Source organism: Vibrio gelatinilyticus, from assembly GCF_022836845.1.
Classification (GTDB): Bacteria; Pseudomonadota; Gammaproteobacteria; order Enterobacterales; family Vibrionaceae; genus Vibrio; species Vibrio gelatinilyticus.
This window is the reverse complement of record NZ_JAJNNZ010000002.1, coordinates 350504-369274: the sequence shown is the minus strand read 5'-3', so window position 1 is coordinate 369274 and position 18771 is coordinate 350504. Positions and strand designations below refer to the sequence as shown.

General features: G+C 45.4%; 14 protein-coding genes. 9 read left to right on the top strand and 5 right to left on the bottom strand.

The features are described from left to right. Nucleotides 1-42: 42 nt before the first annotated feature. Nucleotides 43-1590, bottom strand: coding sequence for a 2-isopropylmalate synthase (gene leuA, locus LNL84_RS03755; protein WP_244355326.1), 1548 nt, complete (start codon nucleotides 1588-1590; stop codon nucleotides 43-45). 416 nt (nucleotides 1591-2006) lie between these two features. On the opposite strand from leuA, the gene LNL84_RS03750 reads away from it, so the two are divergent. The 9 genes from LNL84_RS03750 (at nucleotide 2007) to ilvN (ending at nucleotide 15103) form a co-directional block, all read left to right on the top strand. Next, nucleotides 2007-2669: a TetR/AcrR family transcriptional regulator gene (locus LNL84_RS03750; protein WP_244355325.1), complete on the top strand. Its 663-nt coding sequence runs from the start codon at nucleotides 2007-2009 to the stop codon at nucleotides 2667-2669. 14 nt (nucleotides 2670-2683) lie between these two features. Then, nucleotides 2684-4000, top strand: coding sequence for an efflux RND transporter periplasmic adaptor subunit (locus LNL84_RS03745; RefSeq protein WP_244355324.1), 1317 nt, complete (start codon nucleotides 2684-2686; stop codon nucleotides 3998-4000). Beyond that, nucleotides 3997-7098 carry an efflux RND transporter permease subunit gene (locus tag LNL84_RS03740; protein WP_244355322.1) on the top strand — a complete coding sequence of 1034 codons (3102 nt, stop codon included), beginning with the start codon at nucleotides 3997-3999 and terminating at the stop codon, nucleotides 7096-7098. Before LNL84_RS03745 ends, LNL84_RS03740 begins: the two co-directional genes overlap by 4 nt. Nucleotides 7099-7259: 161 nt before the next feature. Then, entirely contained in the window at nucleotides 7260-7778 is a 519-nt protein-coding gene (locus LNL84_RS03735) for a phosphatase PAP2 family protein (protein WP_244355321.1), read from the top strand. A gap of 12 nt (nucleotides 7779-7790) precedes the next feature. Then, the gene (locus LNL84_RS03730; protein WP_244355320.1) at nucleotides 7791-8834 is read left to right on the top strand and encodes an MJ1255/VC2487 family glycosyltransferase; all 1044 of its coding nucleotides are present in this window, start codon (nucleotides 7791-7793) and stop codon (nucleotides 8832-8834) included. A 629-nt stretch (nucleotides 8835-9463) separates the two neighbouring features. Further along, nucleotides 9464-10423, top strand: coding sequence for a transcriptional regulator LeuO (gene leuO, locus LNL84_RS03725; protein ID WP_244355319.1), 960 nt, complete (start codon nucleotides 9464-9466; stop codon nucleotides 10421-10423). Nucleotides 10424-10631: 208 nt separating this feature from the next. Further along, the gene (locus tag LNL84_RS03720; protein ID WP_244355318.1) at nucleotides 10632-12440 is read left to right on the top strand and encodes an AMP-dependent synthetase/ligase; all 1809 of its coding nucleotides are present in this window, start codon (nucleotides 10632-10634) and stop codon (nucleotides 12438-12440) included. Nucleotides 12441-12867: 427 nt separating this feature from the next. Continuing rightward, the gene (locus LNL84_RS03715) at nucleotides 12868-14607 is read left to right on the top strand and encodes an acetolactate synthase 3 large subunit (protein WP_244355317.1); all 1740 of its coding nucleotides are present in this window, start codon (nucleotides 12868-12870) and stop codon (nucleotides 14605-14607) included. A 1-nt stretch (nucleotide 14608) separates the two neighbouring features. Further along, a complete protein-coding gene (gene ilvN / locus LNL84_RS03710; RefSeq protein WP_244355316.1) occupies nucleotides 14609-15103 on the top strand; it encodes an acetolactate synthase small subunit in 495 nt (164 codons plus the stop codon). A 60-nt stretch (nucleotides 15104-15163) separates the two neighbouring features. Here the strand turns inward: ilvN and LNL84_RS03705 are convergent, their stop codons facing one another. From LNL84_RS03705 to LNL84_RS03690, 4 genes are read right to left on the bottom strand one after another with little or no spacing between them, the layout of a single operon-like run. Continuing rightward, nucleotides 15164-15877, bottom strand: a complete 714-nt coding sequence (locus tag LNL84_RS03705; protein ID WP_244355315.1) for a BON domain-containing protein — start codon at nucleotides 15875-15877, stop codon at nucleotides 15164-15166. Nucleotides 15878-15881: 4 nt separating this feature from the next. Next, nucleotides 15882-16472: a phosphoheptose isomerase gene (locus LNL84_RS03700; protein WP_244355314.1), complete on the bottom strand. Its 591-nt coding sequence runs from the start codon at nucleotides 16470-16472 to the stop codon at nucleotides 15882-15884. A gap of 2 nt (nucleotides 16473-16474) precedes the next feature. Then, a complete protein-coding gene (locus LNL84_RS03695) occupies nucleotides 16475-16864 on the bottom strand; it encodes a YraN family protein (protein ID WP_279610927.1) in 390 nt (129 codons plus the stop codon). Further along, the gene (locus LNL84_RS03690; RefSeq protein ID WP_244355313.1) at nucleotides 16827-18713 is read right to left on the bottom strand and encodes a penicillin-binding protein activator; all 1887 of its coding nucleotides are present in this window, start codon (nucleotides 18711-18713) and stop codon (nucleotides 16827-16829) included. Before LNL84_RS03690 ends, LNL84_RS03695 begins: the two co-directional genes overlap by 38 nt. Nucleotides 18714-18771 lie beyond the last annotated feature (58 nt).

The window sequence follows — 18771 nt, the reverse complement described above, 5'->3', positions numbered from 1 at the left end:
TTGCTCGCCACTGCCTGCAGTGCACGCAATGGCGAAGCCTTACTAAACGGTTTCTTCTTTCTGTTGCTTGATTTCAGCGATTTGGTCTGCACGATGAATGCTGTTGATGACGTGCAAAAGCGCTTGTCCCGAAGCTTCAACAATGTCGGTAGACACACCCGTACCGTGGTATTTGCGACCCTTGTAGTTGGCAATGATATCCGCTTGACCCAGGCCATCCTCACCTTCGCCCTTGGCGGTTAAGTCAAATTTGTCCAGGACGATGTCATAGCCAGTCACACGATAAATACATTGATAAAGAGCGTCAACCGGACCGTTCCCCACTGCGGCTTCGCATTTTTCTTCATCACCACACTGTATCTTGATGCTGGTGGTTGCCATTACACTGCCTGACTGAACACTTAGATAGTTAAGCTTGTAGAAGTCATCTTCATCACGCAAGTTAGCAAAGTGCATAAGCGCTTCTAGATCGTAATCAAAGACCTGGCCTTTACGGTCTGCCAGTTTCAAGAAGTCAGCGTATAACGCGTCTAGGTTGTACTCTTCTTCTTTATAACCCATCGAGTCCATGTGCTGTTTCACTGCGGCACGACCAGAACGACTGGTTAGGTTCAATGCTTTGTTTTTTAGACCAATAGACTCAGGTGTCATGATCTCATAGGTGTTCTTATTCTTGATCATGCCATCTTGGTGAATACCTGACGAGTGGCTAAAGGCATTGGCGCCGACAATCGCTTTATTGTCCTGGATTGGCATGTTGCACAGCTGGCTCACCAACTTGCTGGTACGGTGGATCTCTTGATGGTTGACACCAGTGTGAACGCCCAACAGCTCTTCCCGAGTTTTGATGATCATGGCAATTTCTTCGAGTGAGCAGTTACCAGCACGCTCACCGATGCCATTAATCGTTCCTTCAATCTGACGCGCACCGGCTTGAACCGCGGCGATGGAGTTAGCAACCGACATGCCTAGATCGTCATGACAGTGCACTGAAATAATGGCTTTATCGATATTTGGAACACGATTGAAAAGCGTCTGGATGATGCCGCCAAATTCGTTCGGAACGGTATAACCCACAGTATCTGGTATGTTGATGGTGCTCGCACCGGCGTTGATCGCGGCTTCCACCATGCGGCATAAATTATCGATCGGGGTGCGCCCCGCATCTTCACAAGAGAACTCGACATCATCAGTGTACTTTCTTGCGTGTTTTACCGCTTTGACACCCATTTCAACGACATCATCGTAGCTACGACGCAACTTGTCTTGAACGTGTACTGTAGACGTTGAAATAAATGTGTGAATGCGGAAGGCCTCAGCGACTTTCAACGCTTCTGCCGCGGCATCAATATCTTTGGCTACCGCTCGAGACAAGGCGCAAACACGACTGTTCTTAATGTGCTTTGCAATGGTTTGCACCGACTCAAAATCACCTGGTGATGAAATAGGGAAGCCGGCTTCGATAACATCCACACCTAAGCGTTCGAGAGCGAAAGCAATTTGCAGTTTTTCTTTTACCGTTAAACTGGCTAATAGAGCTTGTTCGCCATCACGCAACGTGGTGTCAAAGATAATTACCTGATCTGTCATGTTTGCTTCCTCTTTGTACAGGTTAATCGTTTACGTCCTGTTCGATTGGTATAAAAAAGCCCGCATTTCGATGCGGGCTTTGAGAAATCTCTTTCGTGGTGTTTTTCGTCCACTGGCTACCCGCGCGATTGATTCACGTTAAGGAGGAGGCTCAGGAGAAGAGAAAAACGTAATGTCACTGTTATACATTCCACAAAATTAAGTTACAGAATTAGTACCGCACTCTAACAACTGCGTCAAGTGTTTCCGTGATTTTTTACCCATGTCCGATGACTTTACTCAGATTAACTTGCTGATATTGATATTAATCAATTGATTAATATGTGATGAATTATTGGTGCGATCGTTTCTCGCAATCACAGCGTGAATTGTTAATAATTAATTAATCCAATGATTAATATTGTGAAGGTGACTGGGTGGCAGCAGAAAAAAGCAGAAAAGCAGGTAGACCCAACAAGCCAACCGATACACGGGAAAAGCTGGTGCTTCACTCACGGCAACTTTTTACTGTGATGCCTTATGACAAGGTTTCGACGCGGATGATAGCCGAGAAGGCCGGAGTCAACATTGCGATGATTCGCTATTATTTTGGGAGCAAAGAGGGACTCTTTGAGACCATGCTCCGCGAAACTCTGGCTCCGATGAAAAAAATGATGAACGCTTTGATAGAAGATGGCGGGCAAGATAACTTGTTTGGCTTGATGCGAACCTACTATCGAGAAATGAATAACGTCCCCGAGTTTCCCCGTCTAGTTATTCAGGTTATGCATTTCGCTCCGTCAAATACTCAACGATCGCTGCTTGAAAAGGTCATGGCCGATGTGATGAAGCCAACCGAGGATAAGATGTTTCAATCTTTACAACGACAAGGTCTTATTCGAGAAGACGCCGATCCTAAGTTGTGTAAGATCTCTTTTCTTAGTCTCATGGTTTTTCCGTTTATCGCGCCTCCTGCATTGTTGAACATGCATGGCATAGAAATAAATGAAGAGTTTCTAAGCCAACTACTAGAACACAACATACAAATGATGGCGCACGGTTTTTTGACTGCCGGCGCACTTAGCAATGATTCAGAATGATGAAAGAGAAAAGTATGACAATCAATCGAAGAGTTCTTTTTTTTCCGGCGCTTGCTGTAGGGGTGCTCAGCCTAGTGCTCGCCATTAATCTCAAGCCAGATGTGGCGACAAAGCCTGCTGGCGACAAATCTAGAGTGGTGGATATTGTTGAACTGACTCCGGTTCTATCAGCGCCAATCGCCGTAGGTTTTGGTCAGGTCGTACCTAAGGTTGAGTGGAAAGCGATTGCCGAGGTGAGTGGCGCTGTGGTGTATAAAAGCCCGATGCTGGAAAAAGGCAAAGTGGTGCCTGCTGGCACAGAGCTGCTACGAATCGATCCTTTGGATTACGAGTTAAAGCTCTCTCAAGCGAAAGCTGATCTTACATCAAGTGAAACTCAGTTAGCGAAATTGGATCAGCAAGAACTTAATCTAAAGCAGACCTTAACCATAGAGAAAAACCGCCTGGGACTGAGTAATAATGAATTGCAGCGACGAGTGGATTTGCAAAAACGAGGTTTAAGCTCTCAGTCCGATGTCGATGTTCAGCAGCAAAGTATGTTATCGCAGAAAAAACTACTGCAAGATATTGAGAATCAATTGGCGTTAATACCAGATGAAAAAGCAGTAGCAAAAGCACTTGTTAAAGTCAATCAGGCCAAGGTTCAGGAAGCAGATCGTTCATTGAGTAAAACACGTGTTGTGCTGCCTGTCGCGATGAGGATCTCTGAAGTGGATGCTGAGAGTAATCAGGTGGTCAACATGCAGCAAACCATGGTCGTGGCGCATGGTATGGATTTAATGGAAGTGGATGCGCAACTCTCCATTCATGATGTGCAGTTACTTGCCAGTAGCCTAGGTTCCTCGTTAACAGAATCGACAGAGCAGCTCAGTTACCTCGATAACCTCACCGCCAAGGTGTACTTGAGCAGCGGTAATTTGACAGCCAGTTGGCCAGCTCGCGTTGCCCGGGTCAGTGACAGCGTCGATCAAGCGCAAGCAACAGCAGGTGTGATTTTGGAAATAGAGCAAGCGGCCAATGGCTACAGCCTTAGCGATACCCCCATACTGGTTAAAGGTATGTTTGTTAAAGCCGAAATTGAGGGTGCTAAGCAGCCAACATGGTTGATTCCAGAGCGAGCGCTTCACGGTGATAAAATCTATCTTATGGATGATGAAGATCGTCTGCTTATTCAAAAAATTAAGGTTATTTATCGACGTGACAATCAAGTCGCAATAGAAGGTCAGCTTTCCCAAGGTGATCGACTCGTTGTTAATGATTTGCTGCCTGCAATTGCGGGCATGAAGCTTCGTCAAGCGAACTCGGAGCAAGGTGAGGGGTCATCACTATGATTCGTTATTTTGCCAAGCACCCAACCGCCGCAAACTTGCTAATGTTGGCACTGCTGGTGTTGGGGATTTCCTCGTTGCCGCAAATAAAACGCGAAACTTTTCCTGAGTTTACCCCTCCCTATATTATGGCGGCGATCACCTATCCAGGTGCATCACCACAAGAAGCTGAAGAAAGCCTGTGTGTGCGTATGGAAGATGCCGTCGATGGTTTAGCCAATATCGTTGAGACGAAGTGTGAAGCTATCGAGGGCTCGGCTCGTCTAACGCTAAAGCTCAATGAGAAGGCGGATATTGGCAGAATGCTGGTGGACGTACAAACTCAAATCAACAGCATTAATGATTTTCCGGATGAAATTGAATCCCCGGTGGTGCAAGAGCTTGATTCGAATGAACCTGTGGTGGATGTTGCGATTATGGCTGACACCACCTGGCCAGAGTTAAAAGCGTACGCAGAGCAGTTAAAGCGTACTATGAAGCTAGATTATGGCGTGTCTTTAGTCGATGTTAGTGGTTTTTCAGATCACCAATATCGAGTCGAACTCAATACACAAATCATGCGTCAACTTGGATTGAGTGTTAATGACATTGCCAACCAGATAGGTAAGCAAAACATTAAACTGCCCAGTGGCAATGTAGAAACCCCCGATAAGAACTTCTTGATTCGTTTTGATGAACGTCGCGTTACACCGGTTCAGCTTGAAAGCATTGTGGTCGGTTCTAGTCCCAATGGTGCGCTAATTCGACTCAGAGACGTTGCAACGATCACTGACCGTTTTGAGTTAGATGAGCAGAAAGTCTTGTTTAATGGCAAACCGGCGGCGATTCTAAAAGTCAGTAAAAATAAAGAAGATGATGCCCTGCGGATCAAAGAGAATGTGCAGCGCTTTGTTGACGATCAGCGGCTTATCGCCCCTGAAGGCGTGACGCTTGAAATGACCAACGATCTCTCTTCGGTACTTTGGGATCGATTGACCATGATGGTTAAAAATGGTTGGCAAGGTATTATCTTGGTATTTGCGACCATGTGGTTATTTTTCAGTTTCCGCTACTCGTTTTGGGTTGCAGCTGGACTACCAGTCGCGTTTCTTGGTGGCCTGTACTTGATGGCCAACTTAGGTTTGTCTATCAATATTATGTCGCTGGTCGGGTTATTAATGGCGATTGGTATTATGATGGATGACGCGATAGTCATCGCAGAATCGATCGCCTCTCACCTAGATAGGGGGCAGAGTATCGATGATGCAGTGGTTAATGGAGTCAAAAAAGTCTTTCCTGGCGTATTGTCGTCCTTTCTAACGACAGTCTGCATATTCGGCAGTTTGCTGTTCTTAGATGGTGAAATGGGGGCGGTGTTAAAAGCGGTACCACAAGTGCTAATTTTGGTGTTATCTATCAGTTTGATAGAAGCTTTTCTGATTTTACCAAGCCATTTATCTCACTCACTTCATAAACAGAAAAATGAAAGGCAGCCACTTAAGTTCAAGCGTGTCTTACTTGAGCGTTTTGAGCTCTTTAGAAACACCACTTTGGTTTTCGCTGTGGACAAAGTGGTCTCGTATCGTTATGCCTTTATGGGAGGCGTGGTTTCCTTGCTGCTCATATCTATCAGCTTGCTCGCAGGAGGCGTGGTTAAATTCAATCCGTTCCCCGACCTAGATGGTGATACCGCCGTAGCACGGATTATATTGCCACCTGGCGCATCTTTGTCTCAGACCGAAAAGGTCGTGGATCATATTGTTGCTTCAGCACAGAAACTTAATCAAAAGTGGAGTGACGAAGTTGAAGGTGGACATGTACTGGTCGAGCAAATTACCAGTCAGTTCAATACCAACCGAGACGCGAATGAATCAGGACCGCATCTTGCCACCGTTCGTTTGGACTTACGTGGTGCTGAAATACGCAATACCATTATCGATGAGTTTATCGATGCATGGCGTGAGGATGTAGGCGAGTTAGCCGATCCTATCTCTATGGTATTTAAGCAGCCAACCATAGGACCAGGAGGAAGAGCGATTGAGATCCGCATTAAACACGATGATCTCGATACGTTGAAATCAGCGTCCATCGATATTCAGCAATATCTTAATCAGTTTGACGGTGTGCACGGCGTCCTCGACGACATGCGTCTCGGAAAAGAGGAAATCTTAGTTAAACTTCGCCCTGGAGCTGAAACCTATGGCGTCAATGGTCAGCTAATAGCAAATCAACTTCGAGCCGCATTTTTTGGCCAGACCGCCGATGAGATCCAAATAGGGGTTGAGAACATCAAAATCGAGGTCAAGCTTGATAAGCAGGGTATCGGCGATATTCAGCAGCTAGCCAATTTTCCCATCATTCTCACCGACGGAGCACAGCTGCCATTGGCCTCGATTGCAACACTCGACTTTCAACGCAATTACGTTCGCATCCAGCGCGTGGATGGTTTAAGAACCGTCAGTGTGTTTGGTGATACGGATAGCTCTAAAGTAAGCTCGACAGAAGTAATTAGTCAGTTTCAATTATCACAAGCAGATGTGCTAACACAAAAATACCCAGGCCTTCGTTTTGACTTTGAAGGGGAAGCCAAGGATTCAGCTAAAACAGGGGCTTCTATGGGTAAAGGCTTCTTGCTTGGGCTGTTTGGCGTGTTTGTTATTTTAAGTTTTCAGTTCCGTAGTTATCTAGAACCGTTTGTAGTCATGCTTGCTATCCCTTTGGCGTTTATTGGTGTCGTTTGGGGGCATTGGCTGTTAGGACATTCATTGAGTATGCCGAGCATGATGGGCTTCGTGTCCTTGGCGGGTATTGTGGTTAATGATTCTATCTTGTTGGTTCAATATATTCGTCATCATGTGGATGAAGGGGATTCAGTGCATGACTCGGTAGTTAAAGCTAGTCGAGAGCGATTTCGTGCGGTGTTCTTAACGTCCATGACCACGGCAGCGGGTTTATTGCCCCTACTTACCGAAACGAGTTTGCAAGCACAAGTGATTCAGCCGCTGGTTATTTCAATCGTATTTGGTATTTTTACCTCAACGTTATTGGTGTTGTTTATGATCCCAGCGGCTTACGCGATTTTGGCAGACTGGGGAGTGATTCATAGGCATCAAGAACTATGATGTCTTTTCCAGAGTGATAGACAAAAAAAAAGGCCTTATCCATTGATAAGGCCTTTTTTTGTCATCAGATCGCCTAAAAAGCGTCACCTGCTTGTCATGGTCATCCGGTAATTTTTTTGATGAGTTATTTGCTGCGATGAAGGAATAGGAGGGGGCGCAATATGGAAGCCATTACACGTTTAGATTTGGCGTTTTCACTTTTTTGTCTACGACATCGTTTTCGTCATCCCGTCGCCAAGATAAGTCGTTGGGTATCTCGAACGGGAGACGGTCATTTCTATGCAGTACTCGTGCTGATGATATGGCGATTAGATCATCATTATGGTGAAGATTTCACAACCTGCGTTTTATTGGCTTTTGCTTTTGAGCTTCCAATATACTGGTTGGCAAAAAACAGCATCAAGCGTCGCAGGCCTCAAGAAATCTCACCGTTTGTAGAACCTTTTATTACCCCCTCAGATAGATACAGTTTACCTTCTGGTCATACGGCAGCGGCGTTTTTAATGGCGACCTTGATCAGTTTTTTCTACCCAAACTTCATGTTACTAAGTTTTGTTTGGGCCGCATTGATTGGCTCAGCACGAATTCTTCTTGGCGTGCACTTTTTGACGGATGTTTTAGTCGGCGCATTATTGGGAGTGCTATCAGCTAAGTTGGCACTCACTTACACTATCGTTTAGGGAAGAGTAATTATGAAGATTCTGTACGGTGTGCAAGGCACTGGAAACGGGCATATCGCACGAGCTAGAGCGATGTCACAGGCACTCAGAAGATACGATGTCAGTGTTGATTTTCTATTTTCAGGAAGAAATAAACACAAGTACTTCTCGATGGAAGAATTTGGCGATTATCAGACGCGACGTGGATTTACCTTTTTGACACATGAAGGCAAAGTCGATTATTTAAAAACAGGGATGAATAATAGTGTCCCAACATTTTTATCTGAAATTAACCAACTGGATCTGTCGGATTATGAGGTCGTTGTTAACGACTTTGAGCCGATATCGGCCTGGGCTGCTAAGAAGCAAAATGTACCTTGTGTCAGTATCAGTCATCAAAATGCCTTTCGCTTTTCCGTTCCTCAGAAGAATGCAAATTGGCTGGATCGACAGCTCATAAAGAATTTTGCCCCGAGCGACTTTCAGCTCGGCTTGCATTGGTATCATTTTGATCAACCCATTTTGCCACCTATCGTACATATAAGCAGCGACTTAGTGGATAACCTTGCCTATGTCATTGTTTATCTTCCATTTGAAAATCAACACGCGATCGTTAGTCTGCTGACGCGTTTCCATAATCATCAATTTGTTTGCTACCACCCTAATAATGTCGAACAAGTCCAAATCGACAATATCATCATGAAACCACTGTGCCATCAGACGTTTCAAGCGGATCTCCATCGTTGTGATGGTGTTATAGCAAATGGTGGTTTTGAGTTACCGTCAGAAGCACTGACTTTAGGCAAAAAACTCTTGGTGAAACCTTTAGAAGGGCAGTTCGAACAACAAAGTAACGCCGCAACGCTAGAGAGTCTTGGGCTGGCAAAAAGTATGGACTTTTTAGACGCATCTATCGTACGAGAGTGGCTCGATTTAAAACAAGCCGAAAAAGTGACCTACCCGTGTGTGGCCAGTGGAATTGCCGAGTGGTTAGTCGCTGGAAATTGGCATTGTAGCGAGAAGTTACAGCAAAGCTTGTGGGAACGCGTTGATTTCCCGAGTTACGCCTCTGTCTAATCGGGAAGCCGTTAAGCGCAAACGTGCTGACTTTCCTCATGCGCAACGGTCAATCTTTAACCACTGCCGTTGTGCACTCTTTGGGTCGCTATCTTTCTTCTCATTGCCAATCATATTTTGATGTGATGGGACACTTACCGCAATCCACGCACAACGCGTTGATTGCAAAATACCCGCCATACCTTTTCTAGAGTTATTACACCAAATAGAACTAATCAGCTTGTGAATTGGCCTAGCATTCGATTTGCTAATGGATTGGGAGGGTGTTTACATCTAACTTCAATGGATGCCTTGTTAACGGTTTCTGGTTAACCATACCCAGACCTTATGGTTTTCGGTATTATTGCTACCAAAAGTTATTAAGAATATAATTTAGATATTTTTACCTTTTTGCTAACTATTTGATTTTGAAGTGTAATAATTTCCCATTGATAAAACTTACTGATTAATTGTCAATCTTGTTGTTAACGGGTCTATTATTGGTGGATAGTTGGTTTCGCTCCTGATGTATGCAGGAAGTAAATAGAACGCCGTAAGGCTTGGTGCTGCTTTACTTAAATCATAATGTGCGGTGCTGTACAAAACTTATTCGGCGACTTTAAGAATGACACAACAAGAGGCCTACTAAAATGTTAGACAAGAAAGATGCTATGAGCGCAATCGCGAGTTACCGTATGGAAAGCACGTTACGCGGCGTCGATCTAAACCTATTGACTGTTTTTGATGCTGTAATGCAAGAGCAAAATATTACTCGTGCGGCACACAACCTAGGCATGTCACAACCAGCAGTTAGTAATGCCGTTGCTCGTCTTAAAGTTATGTTCAATGACGAACTGTTTATGCGTCAAGGTCGTGGTATTCAGCCTACACAACGCGCTCGTCAGTTATTTGGCCCAGTGCGCCAAGCGCTTCAACTGATCCGCAATGAACTTCCTAGCTCAATCTTTACACCAGAGACATCTACTCGCCTATTTAAAATGGCGATCTGTTCTCCGTGTGACATGCGTTTTGCACCAAAAATCATGCAAGCTATCGGCCAGCAAGCACCTCACGTTCAGCTGCATATGGATGCAGAGTGTGACCGTCAACTGGCGGATCGTATGCGCTATCAAGAAATTGACTTTGTCATTGATTACGCCCGTTACGATGGTCAGGGTTTCTCAAGCACAGAAATTTTCCAAGATGAGCTGGTTGTTGTTGCGGCGAAGAACCACCCACGTATTCACGGTGCCGTGAGCGTGTCTCAGCTAGCTAATGAGAAACACGCGAAACTTTCAAAAGTACACGGCATTCGCAGCTTCTCTGAGCAAGCGTATAAAGAGTTAGATTGCCAGGCTTCGTACGAAGGAACGAGCCTGAGCAACGTACTGTATGTCGTCGGTCAATCTGAGCTAGTGACCATCGCACCACGCTGGATGGTAGAAAATGCGGTAAATAATGATCAACTGCAAGTTGTGGCGTTGCCATACGAAAACACCAAGATCAGTGGCTTCTTAAGCTGGCACGAGTCTAGTGAAAAAGACAAAGGTCACATCTGGTTACGTGACCAATTAATGATGATTTGCGGTGAAGTATTAGCGTTAAGCTAATCAACTAATAAAATCGTCTTAGTTAATAGGAACCTACAAACCTTCATTTGCTTGAGTTTGTAGGTTTTTTTTGTCCATAGGTTAACTCGATTATTTTTCTTACAAATTTATTGATAACTTTGATGTATGTCTGTTGCCTTTTTTTTCGCCCCTTGTACACTTGGGCGCGTTAAGGCTTACACCTGTAAGCTAAAAGGTAAGATAGAACATGGCTAAACAAGAATTCCATATCGTAAGAAAAATCCGTGAGCAAATTGCGGCTGGAGGCGAAAAGATCGCTCTCAGACATAAAATAAACAATGTGTGGCAAGGAATTAGCTGGCAAGAATTTGGAAACAGTGTTGATGCGTTGTCATTGGCTCTGATCGCAAAAGGAATTAACCCTCAAGACAAAATTGGTATTATCGCCAACAACATGCCTCGTTGGACCATCGCTGATTTTGCTGCACTGCAAATCAGGGCTGTCACCGTCCCGATTTATCCAACCAATACCCCGGCTCAATCTAGTTACATCATTCAAAATGCGGACATCAAGATCCTTTTTGTTGGTGAACAGGCTGAGCTGGATGCTGCAATGTCTATATATGATGAGTGTGAGCAGCTAGAGCTTATCGTTGTCATGGCCGATAACGTTGCAATCCCAGAATTGTCGCATGTGCTTTCGTGGCAGGAATTTGCGCAGCAACCTTGTTTACAATGGCAATCCGAGCTCGATGAGCGACTGGCACAGGCAAACCTTAGTGATTTGCTAACGCTGATCTATACCTCAGGGACAACAGGTCAGCCTAAAGGCGTGATGCTCGATTACGAGAATATCGCGGCTCAGTTAAAAGGGCATGATGTCCGTTTGAGCTTAACGGATCAAGATGTCTCTTTGTGCTTCCTGCCTCTTTCTCATGTTTTTGAGCGCGCGTGGACATTCTACGTACTCTATAAAGGCGCAACGAACTGCTACTTGCAAGATACGATGCAGGTTAGAGATGCTCTAAGTGAAATTCGCCCAACAGTAATGAGTGCGGTTCCACGCTTCTATGAGAAGATATATTCTGCCATCCATGAGCGCGTCTCTAAAGCACCTGTCCATCGCAAAGTACTATTTACCTGGGCGGTGAATATGGGCGCAAAAATGGCGCAATGTCGTCAAGACAACGTTGAGCCATCTTGGGCTCTGAAAAAGAGCTACGCGTTAGCGGACAAGATAGTTCTGGCAAAATTGCGCGAGTTACTTGGTGGCCGCATCAATTTTATGCCGTGTGGTGGTGCTAAACTTGACGAAACCATCGGTCGCTTCTTCCAGGCGATTGGTATCAATGTCAAATTGGGTTACGGCATGACGGAAACGACGGCGACGATCTCTTGTTGGGATGACACTTGCTACAACCCAGACTCGATTGGCATGCCTATGCCAGGCGCCGAAGTAAAGATTGGCAGCAATGATGAGATTTTAGTTCGTGGTCCAATGGTGATGCGCGGCTACTACAAAATGCCAGAAGAAACGGCGAAAACGTTTGATGAAGAAGGTTATTTGAAAACGGGCGATGCCGGGCAATACGACGAACATGGTAACCTGTTTATAACGGATCGTATTAAAGAGCTCATGAAGACATCGAACGGCAAGTATATTGCGCCTCAGTCGATCGAAGGAGCAATAGGCAAAGATCACTTTATTGAACAGATTGCGGTTATTGCTGATACACGTAAGTTTGTGTCTGCGTTAATCGTCCCTTGTTTTGATAGCCTAGAAGAGCACGCCAAAGAGCTGAACATTAAGTATCAAGATCGCTTAGAACTGATCAAAAACCATCAGATCGTTGAGATGTTTGACAAGCGTATTTCAGAATTGCAAAAAGAGCTGGCTAAATTTGAGCAAGTGAAGAAATTCAAATTGTTGCCGATTGGCTTTTCAATGGATAAAGGGGAGTTGACTCCGACGCAGAAATTACGTCGTAAGGTGATCAATGACCGCTATCAGGATGAAATTGAAGAAATGTACAGCGATACGCCGCTGAAAAAATAATTGAAAAACCTCAGTCAAACTGGCTGAGGTTTTTTTCTCCACGTTTCGATAGCTAGCGATTATTTCGCTTAGCTTTATATAGCGCATTTCAATGATAAATCGACGATAAAACAGCTTGTGCGCAAAATATTATTCTGAATTTTTCTAAATTAATTCGCCTTTATCTTACCAGTTCTTACTTCCCCCTCCCTATTCACCTAGTTAGCTATCACCTAGTAGCGAAATACCCTTTTTGAGATCTCTATAGGGTTAGATTCTGTGCTAAGAAAGGGTTAAAGTTGTTGCGTAAACATAAAGCTTGTTATGACTGGCTTTATGACATAGCCGAAAAATGAGTTCTTTCGAATTAGGCTACGAATAAGCCCTAACTATGTGTAACCAGCCCGTCAGCAAAGACGTCGATAAAGGGACTGGTAAGGAGAAAAAAATGGCAAATGAGTCCAACGCAGAGATGCTATCTGGCGCTGAGATGATCGTACAATCTTTGATTGACGAAGGTGTTCCGCAAATATTTGGCTACCCTGGTGGCTCCGTCCTTGATATCTATGATGCGCTTCACGAGAAGCGTGAAACTATTCAGCATGTATTGGTTCGTCACGAACAAGCAGCAACGCACATGGCCGATGGCTACGCGCGCGCTACAGGTAAACCTGGAGTTGTTCTGGTTTGTTCTGGTCCCGGTGCTACCAATACCATCACGGGTATTGCGACCGCTTATATGGATTCCATCCCTATGGTGGTTTTGTCAGGTAACGTACCGAATAATCTGATTGGTAATGATGCTTTCCAAGAATGCGATATGGTGGGTGTCTCTCGCCCTGTGGTGAAACACAGTTTTCTCATCAAGCGAGCAGAAGATATTCCTGAGACGATGAAAAAAGCTTTCTATATTGCGTCAACAGGCCGTCCAGGCCCCGTTGTGGTTGATATCCCTAAAGACGTAATGAACCCACAGATCAAGTTTCCTTACCGTTACCCTGAAAGCATTAGTATGCGCTCGTACAATCCAACGACGACGGGACATAAAGGTCAGATAAAAAAAGCTCTAAAAGCCATTCTTGAGGCGAAGAAACCCGTTCTTTATATCGGTGGTGGTGCCATCATGTCTAGCGCCGATGAAGCCATCCTCAAATTAGCGGAAACCCTCAACCTGCCAGTTGTTAGCACGTTGATGGGGCTAGGAGCATTTCCTGGTACTCACAAAAACGCGCTGGGTATGCTCGGTATGCACGGTACGTATGAAGCCAATATGGCCATGCACAATGCTGATTTGATCTTTGGTGTTGGGGTGCGTTTTGATGATCGCACGACCAATAACCTCGATAAGTATTGCCCTAACGCTAAGATTGTCCATATTGATATTGATCCATCTTCTATCTCGAAGAACGTTCGAGCGGATCTGCCGATCGTTGGCTCTGCCGATGTGGTATTGTCCTCAATGCTCAAATTGCTGGGTGAGCAAGGTGATAGCAATGATGACGCGGCCCTGACTCAGTGGTGGCAAGATATTGATTTGTGGCGTGAGCGTAAATGCTTAGGCTATCAACTGTCTGATGAGCGCATCAAGCCACAGCAGGTGATTGAAACACTTCATAAACTAACGGGTGGAGATGCGTATGTCGCGTCCGATGTTGGTCAGCACCAGATGTTTGCCGCTTTGTACTACCCATTCAATAAACCAAGACGTTGGATCAACTCAGGTGGGTTAGGGACCATGGGCTTTGGTTTCCCTGCGGCGATGGGCGTGAAGTTTGCGCTGCCGGATGAAGAAGTGGTTTGTGTTACCGGAGATGGCAGTATTCAAATGAATATCCAAGAGCTTTCAACAGCCTTGCAATATGATATTCCGGTAAAAATTATTAACCTTAACAACCGATTCCTAGGAATGGTGAAGCAGTGGCAAGACATTATTTATCAAGGTCGCCATTCAAACTCATACATGGATTCCGTACCTGATTTTGCTGCTATTGCCGAAGCTTATGGCCACGTAGGCATTCGTATTAATAACCCTAATGAGCTTGAAGATGGGCTCAAAAAAGCGCTCGACATGAAAGATCGCTTAGTGTTTGTCGATATCAACGTCGATGAGACTGAACACGTTTACCCGATGCACATCAAAGGGGAAGGAATGGACAAAATGTGGTTAAGCAAGACGGAGAGAACATAATATGAGACACATTATTTCGCTATTAATGGAAAACCAACCGGGTTCCTTATCTCGTGTGGTCGGTCTGTTCTCTCAGCGTGGCTACAACATTGAATCGTTGACAGTATCACCAACTGACGATGAAACGCTGTCACGACTGAATATCACCACAGCGTCGGACGAAATGCAGTTAGAACAGATCCAGAAGCAACTGCATAAACTTATTGATGTACTTAAGGTTCAGGAAGTCACCGAACTCGATCATATCGAACGTGAATTGATGATGGTAAAAGTCAAAGCCAGTGGCTTTGCTCGCGCTGAAGTCAAGCGCACAGCCGATATCTTCCGTGGACAGATTGTCGACGTGACAGCTTCGCAGTATACGGTTCAGCTAGCTGGCACCAGTGAGAAGCTTGATGCGTTTATTGAAGCTATTTCTCAGGTGACGGATGTGGTGGAAGTGGCACGAAGTGGTGTTGTGGGTATTGCGCGTGGAGAGCGCTCACTAAAACCCTAGTCACGAATTTCCGATAATAAAAAAGCGAGCATCGAGCTCGCTTTTTTTAGACCTGACAGCTTAGCCTTCGATTTCTTCAATCGGGGCAGGCTCAACAAAAGCAGGCACCTCTTCGATTGGTTTAATCTCTTGTTCTTTGGCCATCGGCGCTTTGGGCTGTGCAGGCGTTTGTGCTGGCTTCGCTTCAGTATTGAGCTTGACCTCAGACTCGCTGTATTGGAATGCACGGATCACCTGCTTCACTCCAGAGATATTACGGGCAATATCGGTTGCGATATCAGCGTTAGCTTTGGAAACATAACCAAGCAAAAACACCTCTTTATCTTCGGTAATTACTTTTACTTTTATACCGTTAAGGCGCTCGTCTGTCAGCATAGCTGATTTGATTTTTGTTGTGATCCAACTGTCGTTACTGGTTTGAGAAAAGCTAATCGGTGGCTTGATGCGGATCTGGTTATAGACCACGTTGACGCCTTTAATGCCTTTAATTTTCTGTTCAAACTGCTGGCTCAACTCTTTTGATGACGCTTGCCCCATCAAAACCACGGTGCCTCGTTGAGAGCTGGCGACAACGCGAACTTTACCCACATAAGGGGGTTTATTACCAAGGCCGGCGACTTCAGACTCTAAGGTACTGTCGTTCCAAATTTCTTGGGTCGTGCGAGTATCGGTCACGATATTGACCGCCCCCGCAGCTCCGGCAACAAACACACTAGCGCAGCCAGACAACAGGGCACTAGCAACAAACAACACAATAATTCGATACAACGTCATGACATTACTCTTCGTGAGAAGGAAACAGAACTTGATCGACAAGATCGCACAAACAGTGCAAGGTCACCATATGCACTTCGTGAATTCTTGCGGTTCTGTGGGACGGGATCCGAATTTCAACGTCATGTTCGCCAAGAAGTCCTGCCATTTCACCGCCATCTTTACCCGTAAAGGCGATGATCGTCATGTCTCGTGTAACGGCCGCTTCCATAGCTTTGATAACATTTTTACTATTGCCACTGGTGGAGACCGCGAGAAGGATATCCCCAGTCTGGCCAAAAGCGCGCACTTGCTTAGCAAAAATGTCTTCAAAATTATAATCGTTGGCGACAGCCGTCATCGTTGTGCTATCTGAAGTGAGCGTCATTGCTGGCAGGCTAGGGCGCTCGGTTTCAAATCGATTGAGGAAACAAGAGACAAATTGCTGAGCATTGGACGCTGAACCGCCATTACCGCAGCAGAGAATTTTATTACCATTAAGTAGGCTAGAGACAATGGCTTGTGCCGCGTGAGTTATGACATCTGGTAGTGCCTCAGCGGCAGCGATTTGTATTTGTATGCTCTCAGTGAAGCTCTCTTTGATGCTATCGCGCATGGTTATCCTTGAGTTATTGCATTTTTAATCCAATTGATGTTTGAACCATTATCTTCAATGGCCAATACATCAAATCGAAACTCAGTATCGTAAAAAGATAGGCCGTGTTTCGATAACCAAAATTGGGCGGTCTTGATCAATTTTTTCGCTTTGCTTGGTGTAACCATTTCTGCCGCACTTCCGAATTGGTCATTTTTTCTGTACTTTACTTCAATAAATACGATGCAATGACTGTCTTTCATAATCAAGTCTATTTCACCGCACTTTGCTGAAAAGTTCATTGCCACGGGAGTAAGCCCGTGGCGAATGAGGTACTTTTGCGCTAATGCTTCGTAGTTTTGACCAATCAGACGCTTACTCAGCGACTGCACTTGGTTCTTGAGAAGATTCATCAGCGTTGCTCTGATCGTTTGATTCTGAGTTACTAGTAATGGCAGTACCATGCTCTGCCCAGCTGATCTTACGTTGCACGACACAGTTTTCGTCGATAGACAGTTGACCAGTCTGACCTTCAACCGTGTAGCCAGTCACGACTTTCATCTGTGGCAGTTCGTTGGTCAGCATATACGCATCCATCCCAAGTGCTTGTAGACGTTTCTCTCCATTTGAGCTCTTAGGCCAGAACTTATCAAGCTGTGCCTCCAAGGCTTGGTCTTCATTGATTAACATTGGAATATCGCTGTATGCCACACCGGTGAGATCTTCGTATTGGCGCTTGCTTGAATGGCTGCGTGAGTCCGCGAACAGTTTTGGTTGCCTCGCATCCGGGTTAATTGCCACCTCAACAAATGGCTTGATTAACGTCAGTTCGGCGTTGTTGGCAACAATGTACACTGAATCGATATCGCGTCGGCTACGTGGTTGGCTTTCGAGCTTGATTTCCATCATGCCTTCCATTTGAGCGATTCTTTGCTGACTCTCTTGCAATCCAAAAACGGAATTAATGGCGAGTTGAAGTTGGCTGCGGTTAGCAAATTGATTGACCGCGACTTTGTTGTTACTGAGTGTTTGCCACTCATCTTCAAACGCTTTCACGACTCGCCTACCTAAAGCGCTGGCAGGAGCCAGAACCAATGGGTATTGATAGCCTTGCTCATGTAAGTGTTTTGCCGCTTGAGCCACTTCTTGCTCTGGAGACAGCGTCAGATAACAAAGATTTTGAGTTGCTTCCAGTGTGTTTGGAATATTCAAAGCCAGTGCTGGAATTGGAGATTCTGATGTACTCTGAGCTTGTTGCAGTGCTTCAACGTTGTTTTTTGTGAGCGGTCCGACGATGAAGTCAACGCTGTTTTCGACCAGCTTCTGTTTAACTTGTTCAGCCGTGGTGTCATTGGTGTCGATCACGGTAAAAATGGCTTGAGGATCGCGCTCTTGATCATCCATCATCGCCAACATAAAGCCGTCACGGACAAGCTGAGCTTGCTTGGCAAACTTGCCCGTCACTGGCAATAACAGAGCGGTACTGCGTGGGCGGGTGATTTCTAATGCCAATATGTCCTGAATGGCAATCGGAGTGTAGAGCGCCGCTGGGTGATTGCTATTTTCAGCCAGCCAGTTTTGCAACGTGGATTGTAGCTGGGTCAGTGAGCTTCCCATGGTTTTGGTGTAAATGGCCAGTTGTAACCAGCCATCAAGAACCTCTTCACTTGGCTGGGTGGAAAACTCCGTGATTTGCTCTGCCGAGTATTGCTCGAGGTTTTGCCAAACCTGATCAGCAATAACAGCCTGCTCTGATTGTGGGTCGAACGCTGCCATATAAGTCAGCTCTCGACTCGCTTCGAAATACTGTTCTGTCTCGCTCAAGCTGGAGGCTCGCAGCTGATGATATTGAGCCCATTGCTGTGGGCTTAGTGGCCATTCAGGGGCAAAATTCAATTGTGAGTAAACATCTTGTGGCTTGCCCATCGCCAAATTCAGTTCAGCGCGAGTGAGTTGCCACTCTGCCTGTTGAATGACGGTCAGGTTTTGCTTAGCCAGACGCGCCGAGAGTTTCTCGGCTTGTTCAAGGTTACCTTCAGCCAATGATGCTTTAAAAGCCATTATGAGCCATTCATTGGCAAAGCCACCTTGGTTGCTGTCGGCACGCATCAAGTAAGTCTGTGCGGAATCGCTTGGTTTTGCAGTAATATCAACCGATGTCGGTGCACTCGGTTGTGAAGAACAGGCGGCAATGGTCAACGCCAGTGCTATGGGAGTCAGTATGCGTGTTACACTATTTCTCTTCGGGTTCATCATTGCCATGAGCTCTTTATTCACTATTTGTGTAAAATCATTATATTAATCGTTGAAGTGATGGTAA

What these genes read in the sequence shown, in the direction of transcription:
- leuA (WP_244355326.1), bottom strand. Translation starts at nt 1,590, where the DNA reads ATGACAGATCAGGTAATTATCTTTGACACCACGTTGCGTGATGGCGAA.
- LNL84_RS03745 (WP_244355324.1), top strand. Translation starts at nt 2,684, where the DNA reads ATGACAATCAATCGAAGAGTTCTTTTTTTTCCGGCGCTTGCTGTAGGG.
- LNL84_RS03740 (WP_244355322.1), top strand. Translation starts at nt 3,997, where the DNA reads ATGATTCGTTATTTTGCCAAGCACCCAACCGCCGCAAACTTGCTAATG.
- LNL84_RS03735 (WP_244355321.1), top strand. Translation starts at nt 7,260, where the DNA reads ATGGAAGCCATTACACGTTTAGATTTGGCGTTTTCACTTTTTTGTCTA.
- LNL84_RS03730 (WP_244355320.1), top strand. Translation starts at nt 7,791, where the DNA reads ATGAAGATTCTGTACGGTGTGCAAGGCACTGGAAACGGGCATATCGCA.
- leuO (WP_244355319.1), top strand. Translation starts at nt 9,464, where the DNA reads ATGTTAGACAAGAAAGATGCTATGAGCGCAATCGCGAGTTACCGTATG.
- LNL84_RS03720 (WP_244355318.1), top strand. Translation starts at nt 10,632, where the DNA reads ATGGCTAAACAAGAATTCCATATCGTAAGAAAAATCCGTGAGCAAATT.
- LNL84_RS03715 (WP_244355317.1), top strand. Translation starts at nt 12,868, where the DNA reads ATGGCAAATGAGTCCAACGCAGAGATGCTATCTGGCGCTGAGATGATC.
- ilvN (WP_244355316.1), top strand. Translation starts at nt 14,609, where the DNA reads ATGAGACACATTATTTCGCTATTAATGGAAAACCAACCGGGTTCCTTA.
- LNL84_RS03705 (WP_244355315.1), bottom strand. Translation starts at nt 15,877, where the DNA reads ATGACGTTGTATCGAATTATTGTGTTGTTTGTTGCTAGTGCCCTGTTG.
- LNL84_RS03700 (WP_244355314.1), bottom strand. Translation starts at nt 16,472, where the DNA reads ATGCGCGATAGCATCAAAGAGAGCTTCACTGAGAGCATACAAATACAA.
- LNL84_RS03695 (WP_279610927.1), bottom strand. Translation starts at nt 16,864, where the DNA reads ATGAATCTTCTCAAGAACCAAGTGCAGTCGCTGAGTAAGCGTCTGATT.
- LNL84_RS03690 (WP_244355313.1), bottom strand. Translation starts at nt 18,713, where the DNA reads ATGGCAATGATGAACCCGAAGAGAAATAGTGTAACACGCATACTGACT.